Consider the following 10148-nt stretch of genomic DNA (forward strand, 5'->3'; position numbering starts at 1 on the left):
GTATGCATCCTCTGCTCGAAGGGCATTGATTGCTGCCCGCCGCTGGTAAGAATTCAATTCAAGTGAAGTATTCAGTGAAACCGATAGGGGTGCGCCGAACGAGAGAGATGAGTCACCTGCTAGCAGTTGCTTGCCCGAACTGGAGTCAGCCATCTCTCGGAAGGCTGAACGCTCGCGCTGGAAGGCAATATTACGGTCGAAAATCGCAACAGAAACTCGGTTTACCCGTCGGAGTTCATCCTTCACTTGGGACGTCCGCGTTGTCGCCTCCCAGTCAAGCTCTACGCGGAAATCACTTAATCCGACACGAGTAACGATTCCCGGTACAATCGGCGAATTCGAGTCATCACCAGGCGCAACTCCGACAATATTCCCCTCGTGGATTCCATAGGTCGATTCAACCGGGTTACGGTGAGCTCCAGACCCCGGTGCTGAAACAGAAATTCGATCCTCTGCCAATCGAGAGTATCCGGCAGAAGCGATCCCATCCCCGCCTTGTTCTCGCTGTAACCTCTCGATGGACATTCCCCGATGGGAGTCCCAAACAGACCGTCGCTCTGCTTCCAGCTCATTTGCCATCGCTTGCTCTGTTGTATCAATAAATTCCTCATACTCATCGTCCGATAGCGGATCCACAGCCGAGAGTTCTCGTGGTGGTTGTGGCGGACGATCATCGAAATACTCTGAAGACAAGTATGAGGGCCTCTCAGATGGTGAATAACTAGAGTGCCAGAACCGCATCCGATACGCCAAGTACGTCAATTCAGACTCTCCAATCTCTCGGAAATCGTCCCCACCCGTTTCAGCATTCAGAAAGTGTAGCTCATGTGGGTCAGAATCATCACTAAGTAGAGTCTCGTCAGTCTCTCTCCGGTAAATCAGGTACTCTCCAGTCAGCTCCGCTGAATCTTCTGCATGAAGAGGAATAAACACCTGCCCAGCCTGCTGAACCAGTGTCTTCTGAACGCGAAAGGCATTGATGATCTCACCGACTGGTAGCGGCTCGTCAAGACTCCAAGAGTCATCGGATTCTAACATAGACGCAGAGACAGATAGCTGAGAGAGCTGATGGCCGCCTTCAAGAAATGACGTGGTAACTGAATCCAAGTAGGCCTCCATAATGGGGGAGAGATACTACGTTAGTATAAAACACGGGCAAGCCATTGTGAACGAGAAACCAGGAGAATCACAACGTTCGAGGGTCCGGCTCGACGATCTTGGCGAAGGCAACATTCTGTTGCACCTGCTCAATCTCGACGGTCGGTTCGTCACCGGGCTGCCCCTCCGGAACGATCACAACGTAGCCACGGTCAACCTTCGCAATACCGTCGCCTTGGTCACCAACGGCCTCAACGGTCACGTCCCGAATCTCACCCTCCTCAACGGGCGGCTCGGAATGATCGGTTTCTTGAGCGGTCACAGACGTCTCAGACGATCTGTCCGCAGACTGCGTATCGGATCGCGCTGTTATATGCCCGGCTTCGAGAACGGCGATTCGATAGGTATCACCGGGCTGAATGGCGTCGTAACGCACCTCATTCGCTGGAATCTCGAGTATGTAGCCCCCGTCGTCGGACTCAACAGTCGTAGTGAATACCGAGCGAAGTGTGTCAGGAATGTCGACCATCACGAGAAGATTCAGCATCCGACGCAAATAGTCGTTCCTCACGCCGTCAGTCGGTGCGTAGGCGTCCTCAACATAGTCACGAAGTTCCTCGGACGTCTCTACCCCAACCTCGATACGCTGGTCGAAAAGAGGCTGGTCGAGAAAGGAGAGAAAGACCGCCGGACAAATGTCTATACAGTTACCACATGCGGTCAACGAGAACTCAAACCTCGGGGTGACTTGGAACGCCAGTCCGTCGACCTATAACTCGTACCGAGCGATATCACTACAGCCGCACTCGGGACAGGAGTCCGAGGTCTCATCTAAACTGGTCCCACAAGTTCGACACTCGAACAGTTCCGTTGTATCAGTTGAGGTCGGAGAGAGCCGCTTTAGCACTCGTAACATAGAAACTTACTGTGGATCGACGACGTCCCGACACTCGGGACATTCGGCCCAGACACCGCCTGCATACTCTATCAGCGTATGATGAGACAGAATCTCACTACCGCAGTGCGGGCAGTCACCGAGGAGTGGGTCCTGAGTGCTCATATGAATGTGAAGCGTGTGACGGAAGGGCGCACTGCCCTCTGCTTCTCTCTAAGGGTACGGGCCCACATATATCTCAGTGAACCAAAGTGAAAGTGGTATCAGAGGTTAGTCTACCGACGTGAAGGGCATCTCAGCGAAGGTCGACTGAGGGTCACCAATACGACTTTCGCCAAGATAGCTCCACCAGATCGGGTACGGCGTATCGTGACCGGTTCTTCTGCACCAAGTCCGACATCATAGATTGAGCTTCTAGATTCGAGGGTTAAGATCGAAGTTGGAATAGGATGTCGAATCCGCTGGAAACACAGTAGTCGATGGAGAGACACATTGGTATCCCCGAAGTGACTTAGTATGGATCAAACAATTTTCGCACACACGTCGCGACGGGGTTCTAAGCACCGGCATCAACCCGAGCCCTCTGTGATTGCACCACTGGTCGATCACAAGTGGGCTCGCAATCGATATTTAAAGAAGTAGCTGGCAGTACTTCCACAGGCCATTTTTATACGATTTCCAACCCGACATATTGGTACAGATGAGCGAAAACGAGCCGCTAGCGGACACACATGGGAGCCCCGCATACGCACTAACCGGAGCTGAACGGAGGTATATCCGGTCGGGAGACCCAGGGGGCGAATCGAAAACGAATATGGAGGCCCGAATCGAGACGAAGATCAATCGCCTCGGATATCGGATCGACCACCTGTTAGCGGACATTTTCTTACTCCACGCGAACGACTACCTCACAGAGGAGTCGTGGAAGGACGGATGGGTTGGTCTACTCGGATTCGACGAGTACCCCGTCCAACCGTCAACCCGAAGGAAAAGAGCCCCAGAGCTTACCGATTTTGAAGAGCCCAGCAATGACTCGGAGATCGTTGAAGCGTGTCGGATGGTCTCTGACACTGAGACAGACATCGGCCGTCCGATGTCGAGTACGAAGGAGTTCGGCAGGGATATCGGTAAGCTAGCCCGGAAACTCTCACTTGCTCCGGGTGAGATGGCCGAAGACGAAGTGCTACAAGATATTGCCTACGGCTTTCTTGAAGGGTTCTATTTCGACCACAGACCAGCCGGACTCGGTGATCAATTAATGCAGCAACGGCAAAAGTACATGAACGAGATCATTTCAGCCCTTCAAAAACAGCTCGAGCATGAGCGGACATACGATCGTGAATGGGCCGAATGGGAGCGTGAGTGGCGAGTGCAAGGCGATCTGTGGGATGAACATCGAACGAAGATGATCTCCCGGCTTAGAGAGATCCTCAACGAAGCACCGGAACCAATTGCCCCTCGACGATCGATGTCAGAGTTCCGTTCTCGGGTGCTCGAAAAGCGAGGTGATACCGACTCGCAGGAAACAGGAGTAAACGAGAGGGGGATCGACTGTCGGGATCTTCTCTTCATTTTGATCGACAACAGCATCGAGTCGGATTATCCAGTCGGATCATCTGGACACTGGGGCGATTTTCAAGCCGAACACGGTCCAGCAGAGCAGTTTGAGCCAGAGGAGTTCATCCAATACGACCGTATGGTAACCCTAGTCGAAGAGTGTAGAATTCTAGAACGGAATGTTTTGTATCGCCATTGTCGGACAGACGCTGATCGAATCCGGGAGAAGAAAGCTCGCGGACTAGATGCGCTTGACGTATTTTCGGCTATTCACAACAGTAAGAGTTCGATCAGCTCGAAACGGATTGCACGGGATATCGGTTCCGAAACATCGTATCAAGGGCAGGTCACCCAGATCTGTACAGATCTTGCAAGCCGAGAGTGGGAGCAGCGGCCTGTACTAGCCGGGAATAAGGATGGATGGCAATTGACCGCGTATGGGAAGCTATTGGCGGAGTGTATGTTTGATGAATCACAGTCTGCCCTCATGCGGACGTTCCCACCAGCGGTTAGCACTGACTTGATTATCCAAGCGGCGACCGAAATTGATGAGGACCTCAGCTAAGAGTACGACTGTCGTCCCTGTGTAGCAACACACCTCCAAACCGTCCAATAGGGAGGTGTATTCCAATCCGCGGAGTAGGAGTATATGCTGGCGGTTATGGCTTCTATCGAGGTACAGATCTTCAGAAGGAAATGTAGTAACCTCGTGTGAGAGCCGCCTCGGGCTGAGCCCTGAAGCACTCGCCTTGAGTATTGGTAGAGAGCGTTGCGGCGGTTGGACGCGTGTAGCTAGAAATGCAACCTGCTAATCTATGAACCCTTCAAGGGTCTTAGCGAGAGTACGGGCCAGGGTGCATTTTCAAGGATAGCGGTGGGTTCAAGCAATCGACGTACTTCGGTAGTGATGACAGTGCCGTTTCGAGCACTCCGTGATGGCGAAATCGTCGTCCCCGAGCAGGTCGACGACCAGCAGGCTGTCAAGTGTCCCGAATGCCGGGGTATTCTCTACCCCCGTGATGGCGATCATCGCGCTCGTCACTTCTTCCACGCCAGCGAAGACGATTCTGTGGCTTGTTCAACAGCATCCGGAGGGGAATCAGATACGCACGCTCGCTGTACGGCCCTCGCCGTCGCTGCACTCGCCGAACAGTTCCCCACCGCGACCCACGTCGGAGCCGAAATCACGCTCAACGTTGCCGGGACGGCGACGGCCCCGGAGACGCGGCGAGCTGACGCGTTTGTCGAATTCCAGGAGGAGAACCTCTACTTCGGGCGGGGACTCATCATCGAGGTACAGCACAAACATCATAGTAAGGACATCGAAGGGACAACCCACGACTATCTCACGGCAGGATTCTCGGTCGCATGGTTGACCCCCGACGACTTCGGCGATGAACAGCTGGACTACGACGTCGTCGACGACGCGTTCCGGGCCGACGATGGCCACGCATACAGTATCCGTGAACACGATCCATGGGAGTTCGAGACGCGCGTCGAAGCAAATCTCGAGTGGGACCCGCCGTCCAGAAAGTGCTTCCCCTATGCAGAAACTGGAAGCCACGATTGGCGGCGAATCCCAAGCTACGCCCATCCAGATAGCTACGAGTACGAGTTCTGCCGTGGGTGCGGCTCACGCCGCCAGTACGATCAGACGCTCACTCGGTTCGTGTACGACTACGATGGGGTCCTCGCACCAGAGGTTAGAATCGACGAACTCCGGGATGCGATTATCATACACCGCGAAGTGGCGGACGACTTTGAGGGGTGGTTAGAAGCGAAGCGACTCGGTCCCGATCCCACGTTCGAGACAGTCCTAGTGAACCGTGTTGACGTCGCGCCGTGTCGCGGGCCACGAGGCGTTCACGAGTGGGACCGGAAGGAAGTCATCGAGAGAGGGTATGACGACCGCGTCGACGTCGCTCTCTGGGAGTGCCGGTACTGTCCCGTTCATCTACTTATGAATCATACCGGTGCTGGAGAGACGGCCCCGATTTTGTTCGGGAAAGCTCCTGACCCGGAGTGGGGACTAGACTACCTGTTCGCGAACCCCCGTAGATGTGGACATCGCTCGCACCGAGATCAAGCTGACTGGGACGACTGCCCGAGTTGTCGACAGCTGAACCCATAGGCCATCGTGGTTGCCTTCCCGCTCTTTAGCACCCCAGCGTGACAGTAGTTTAAGTCGACGTAGCAGACAGTCGGTGATATGGACGAGCACGACTTGGAGACTGACCCTCTACCGACAGAGCCGGAAGCTCCGATGGTGACCGACGAGTACGAAATACGCCTCGCAGACGGGTGGACAGAAGAGTCTTTCGAACGCGGGACGTATGGGTCAGAGGAGACGCCCGGTGTCGAGGCACGGTTCACTGCGGCCGAGAACACGGAACTCCGTATCGACCCGGTGGAGTACGAGGTAGTTGGGCGTCGACGGCGTATTCAAGGTCTCGAAGCTGACTTCGAGTCAAGCATCCACAGCGACGACGTTGCCGCCGAAGCCCAAGAGGCAGACGGACAGATCTACGAACCCTGCCTGTTCGCGGTCCGGGCCTACTACACGCCGATCAGTTCGCCGGAGATCTCGACGTACACGCTCACGACGGATGCAGACGACGCTGTTGCAGTGGCGTGTTGGCTCTCGCACGCGACCGACCCGATGAGTCTTGGACAAGCTATCGAGAAGGCACTACAGGCGCAGGCAGGCGAGGATCCCGACCACTACGGTATCGACTATCCGAGTGACGAGGAGCGCGTCGAGGACGTCTGCGTCGAGGACCCGAATCGGTGCTTCTACTCCGGACAAACCACTCGAAGCCACATGCTTCGACTGCCGTTCCGATACGCACCGCTCCTCGAAGATTATCCGGAGAACGCCGAGGCACTACCAGCCGTTCCGCCACGAGTGGGCGGGTTCGAGGTTGCGGTTTCGCATACCGAATGGAGTGATCGTGGACTCTCGGAGGGGGCGTTGGAAGCGCCGATGGAATATGTCGATAGTGGTGTGTACCAGCTCCCACGTGACCTTGCAGAACAGGCTGACGGGTTCCCAGTAGAGGCAACTAGCTTCCGACAGAACTAACGACCACAGTCCGGGCCGAAACAGGCTCTATTCTTCAGAAGATCTCATGTGAATCCTGGCCGACTTGAGAGTGAGTATGGAACTCATCCAAGATATAGAGAATTGAAAGATCAAACAATGACATCAACTGTTGCTGATATCGGATAACGTCTTTCTTATCCCCGGTCACAACACGCTGAAGCACACCGCGTTCTGCAAGCCCTATTGCGTCAAGAAGCCACTGTGAGTCTACTGGGGGAATTCTGGACTCTCGAATCCCGATGTGCTCATCTACTAAATCGCGAGCCCGCTCCTGTTCGTCATAAGTTGAGGACACAACGTGGACAGTATCCATTAGTGCGTCTTTCCGTTCCTTTGCGTCGTGGAGGACACGATCCCGAAGATTTTCGACACACCGTTTCGCATTTCGCGGGGTGACTTCGCGCGAGGAGAAGTAGTTCTGGAAGTGCCGAATAAAGTGTGGCTTGGCCTGACTGCGAACATCAATATTGTCGAAGAAAATCTCTAAGATCCTCTCAAAGGAAAGCCCATCGTAGCGCTGTAAATCGATTTCTCGATTGTACATTGGGATATTGTCCTCGACATTCTCTTGAAAGTCTTCAAGAACGGTTCCGAACACACCACCTGTATCGTCAGGGTCTGCCTGAAGATGATCGGGATTGGGCACGACTCGCGGAGCGCCTTGTGGACGACTGCAGTACTCGTAGATCACAAACTCACTCGTGAAGAGCGTATTATGACCATCTAGAATACGCTCTGCTTCTACGGCCCACCGGTCATGGGAAAACGTGAGTCCAATGAGGACGTTCGTGTCTACGAAGTACCGAGTCATTGGCGTGGATGAAGATCTTCGTGAGCAATTCCCCGACGTTCAAGAATCGGAGCCACAAGCTCGTCAGCTGCGCTCCGTTCAGATTCGAGTTCGGTCACTAACTCAGAAAACTTCGCATCAAGATCTTCTTCTTCGAATTCGTTGAGTTTCTGTATGGCAGAACTCCTAGCCTGCTCAAACGAGGTTATACCGAGGTTCCCACGAACCTCTTCCTGAGACATTCCCTGTGTATGCCGTTGGGCAAGCTCGAGAGAAAATATACGCCAGAACGTTACATTCACCGTCATCAATCTGGAGGGATCAGGAGAATGAGAATGGAGCTCTCGTGTGACCGCATTATACCATTTGATTAGTGGTCGATCGTACTCCGGAAATTGGTCGTTTGGAAATGATTCAAATGTTTCGTGAACCGAGCTGAGTACCGATTCTCTGCTTGGGTCAACCTCATAGAAATCGTGATACTCCGCATGTAACGTTCGTATTTTCTTATCCAATTCCCGAAAATCCCGCTGGACCTGATACGGCGCATCATCATACATTCTGTCTGTGAGCCATTCTAACCCGTGTTCGTAATATTCAGAGAGAACCTCGGAGACAACAGAACGCAGGCGATCTTCAAGTTCGGGCTCATTAATCCCGGCTGAGGGGACAGTCGAGGGCGTGGCTGGTGAGACGGTACCAAAGAGATACCAATAATACGGGATCGAGATATCCAGATTTCGCTCGGCAGATTTGACGTCAATACGATAGAGGAGCTTGTGAAGCGACTTTTTCGGCAACGCATCAGCGGCCCCACGTTCGTGATTGAGGAGACGCAGAGTCGTTCCCAAGTCCTCGCGGTTCATTATCTCCAATATATACCGCTTGGATTATAGAAGTACCGTCGGATCCCAGTAAACTATCCAACGACTGAGGGAAAAGTAATTCACACGAGACTTCCTTGTGATGAGATACAACGTGCCCATCTACAATCTATATAAAGAGCGGGAAGGGACAGCGCGACGCGGGGAGGACTATAAGGAAGTCGTCATTGAGTACATGGAAAGGCTGAATTACATGGTCGAACGGGATTCAGCCTTCCACTCTACGCTTGATGACATCCAATTTGTGAACAAAGCTACGGGCGACAAAGTGGTAGCTGAGGCAAAAGCATATTCCACAGGTCTCAGCCCGAACGATTTTAGAGACGAACTGGCCCGATATTTCCTCGAATACATCAACCAACCCCAGCCCCATCGTTTTGATTTCTATATTTTTACTGAGACACTCTCAAATGAGCAGCTCTGGAAAGCCCTGTTCGATCGTGATGTCACCGACAACCAGAAACTGTCCGACTTCTACGAAAAACTCAAAGACAGCGTCAACGATGAGGTCGTAGATCGGCTAGATGATACTGATGTAGATGAGTTCCGAGATTTCGCTATTGATACCCATGTTTTCGTAGGTACATACGATGACCTCCGTCAACAAGCTCATCAACTCGAGAAAACAGAACGGTTCCAGTACGAACCATATCTTCATTCGTATGAACCAGTTTCTGAGGAAACAGATTATGCGACGAATCTGTTTCAGGTAACCCGCTACCCAGAGACACTGTACATCATAGAGACGACGGAGGAGGCCGAATCTGCTCGCGTCTATAATTACAACAACGAAGCGTTCCCCATCAAGCTTCACGAGCGGAAATTATACTCGCTCGTTCATCCGGACCATCTTCCGGGATCTACTCGTCATTACATACACGAGGACCGTTTCGAAACACGGGAGTTCGAGGAGTACCTCCGAACGCGTGCTCAAGAAGAAGAGCGTGAAAACATCGTAAGATCCCTTCTCAGGGGGATTTTCACTCTCGTTGCGAGAGATAACGATTGTCTCATCGACCGTGAGAAAGGCACAACTGTATACCCAGAACTTGACCGCAGACAGCACGGTACCGAGCGAAAACTAGGGCGATCATGGGTTGCAAAGGAGCTAGACTCCTACTCGGATGTCATCCATCGGGGGGTCAAAGTGCGAGTACGACGCTATGCGGGAGAGTACTACTACGTTCTGCTACCCACACAGGTCTTCACATCAGACGGTCGTCGGCCTGTAACAGGCGAGCATAAATCCCGGCTTCAAAACGACTTCTCACCGAATCGTTTTCACGGCCAGAATAGTAAGTACGACCGCCAACTGCGCGTCTGGGAAGAGCTGTTGATGTCGGATCAGACCCAGCTTGACCGGTTTATGGGTGAGAGGATACCCGTCGTAAAGGAACTCGAAGTAACCAGAGTTGACTCGCTTTCCCTCGATGTCCGCCCACCCAAAGACGGAGACGAACGTGATGAGCTCATCGAGTCAGCTCCGGATTTAGAAAACACAGGGGGAATTGAACAATGACGCCTGACGATTCCCCATTCACGCTTCGTCACCTCGAGGAGCCAGAAATTCAGTTTGAAGGGGGCACTGAAACCTCTCCCAAACGAGGGCTTATCAGATATGGTCCACGGCTCTACGAGGAAGGCCACCATACAATCAAACTCGGAATTATCGGCGATCGAGATTCGATACGCCGGTTGACCGAACTACTTCACGATATGGAGGTCGGAATCCATCCAGGAACAAGTGATAATCCGTGGCAGGTTCCATATCCTGGCCTAGGAAAGAGTTCCCCGCTCAATCTCTCCATCAATGCAAAAAAG

Annotated in this window: 8 protein-coding genes and 2 pseudogenes; 6 read left to right on the forward strand and 4 right to left on the reverse strand. The window is 53.0% G+C overall.

The window, feature by feature from the left end; all coding sequences use genetic code 11:
- On the reverse strand, window positions 1-1119 hold a 1119-nt coding region (locus tag ACERIT_RS15630), incomplete at its 3' end, for a hypothetical protein (protein ID WP_373675790.1).
- A gap of 67 nt (window positions 1120-1186) precedes the next feature.
- A complete protein-coding gene (locus ACERIT_RS15635; protein ID WP_373675791.1) occupies window positions 1187-1627 on the reverse strand; it encodes a TRAM domain-containing protein in 441 nt (146 codons plus the stop codon).
- Between the two features lie 90 nt (window positions 1628-1717).
- Between ACERIT_RS15635 and ACERIT_RS15640 the strand changes: the two are divergent.
- The 4 genes and pseudogenes from ACERIT_RS15640 to ACERIT_RS15655 form a co-directional block, all read left to right on the forward strand.
- A pseudogene (locus tag ACERIT_RS15640) lies at window positions 1718-1873 on the forward strand (helix-turn-helix transcriptional regulator); the annotation flags it as partial.
- Window positions 1874-2693: 820 nt separating this feature from the next.
- On the forward strand, window positions 2694-4115 hold the full coding sequence (locus tag ACERIT_RS15645) for a hypothetical protein (RefSeq protein ID WP_373675792.1): 1422 nt from the start codon (window positions 2694-2696) through the stop codon (window positions 4113-4115).
- Window positions 4116-4457: 342 nt separating this feature from the next.
- Entirely contained in the window at window positions 4458-5681 is a 1224-nt protein-coding gene (locus ACERIT_RS15650) for a competence protein CoiA (RefSeq protein WP_373675793.1), read from the forward strand.
- Between the two features lie 78 nt (window positions 5682-5759).
- Complete coding sequence (locus ACERIT_RS15655; RefSeq protein ID WP_373675794.1) at window positions 5760-6632, forward strand: hypothetical protein; 873 nt, start codon at window positions 5760-5762, stop codon at window positions 6630-6632.
- A gap of 34 nt (window positions 6633-6666) precedes the next feature.
- On the opposite strand, the gene ACERIT_RS15660 is transcribed toward ACERIT_RS15655, so the two are convergent.
- Together ACERIT_RS15660 and ACERIT_RS15665 are read right to left on the reverse strand one after the other, a co-directional pair.
- Window positions 6667-7464: a hypothetical protein gene (locus ACERIT_RS15660; protein ID WP_373675795.1), complete on the reverse strand. Its 798-nt coding sequence runs from the start codon at window positions 7462-7464 to the stop codon at window positions 6667-6669.
- Complete coding sequence (locus ACERIT_RS15665) at window positions 7461-8309, reverse strand: hypothetical protein (RefSeq protein ID WP_373675796.1); 849 nt, start codon at window positions 8307-8309, stop codon at window positions 7461-7463. Before ACERIT_RS15665 ends, ACERIT_RS15660 begins: the two co-directional genes overlap by 4 nt.
- Before the next feature lie 100 nt (window positions 8310-8409).
- On the opposite strand from ACERIT_RS15665, the gene ACERIT_RS15670 reads away from it, so the two are divergent.
- Window positions 8410-9846, forward strand: a complete 1437-nt coding sequence (locus tag ACERIT_RS15670) for a hypothetical protein (RefSeq protein ID WP_373675797.1) — start codon at window positions 8410-8412, stop codon at window positions 9844-9846.
- A pseudogene (locus ACERIT_RS15675) lies at window positions 9843-10148 on the forward strand (hypothetical protein); the annotation flags it as partial. The gene ACERIT_RS15670 and the pseudogene ACERIT_RS15675, both read left to right, overlap by 4 nt.

Source organism: Halopenitus sp. H-Gu1 (assembly GCF_041821145.1).
In the GTDB taxonomy this organism is placed as follows: domain Archaea; phylum Halobacteriota; class Halobacteria; order Halobacteriales; family Haloferacaceae; genus Halopenitus.

What these genes read in the sequence shown, in the direction of transcription:
- ACERIT_RS15635 (WP_373675791.1), bottom strand. Translation starts at nt 1,627, where the DNA reads ATGGTCGACATTCCTGACACACTTCGCTCGGTATTCACTACGACTGTT.
- ACERIT_RS15645 (WP_373675792.1), top strand. Translation starts at nt 2,694, where the DNA reads ATGAGCGAAAACGAGCCGCTAGCGGACACACATGGGAGCCCCGCATAC.
- ACERIT_RS15650 (WP_373675793.1), top strand. Translation starts at nt 4,458, where the DNA reads ATGACAGTGCCGTTTCGAGCACTCCGTGATGGCGAAATCGTCGTCCCC.
- ACERIT_RS15655 (WP_373675794.1), top strand. Translation starts at nt 5,760, where the DNA reads ATGGACGAGCACGACTTGGAGACTGACCCTCTACCGACAGAGCCGGAA.
- ACERIT_RS15660 (WP_373675795.1), bottom strand. Translation starts at nt 7,464, where the DNA reads ATGACTCGGTACTTCGTAGACACGAACGTCCTCATTGGACTCACGTTT.
- ACERIT_RS15665 (WP_373675796.1), bottom strand. Translation starts at nt 8,309, where the DNA reads ATGAACCGCGAGGACTTGGGAACGACTCTGCGTCTCCTCAATCACGAA.
- ACERIT_RS15670 (WP_373675797.1), top strand. Translation starts at nt 8,410, where the DNA reads ATGAGATACAACGTGCCCATCTACAATCTATATAAAGAGCGGGAAGGG.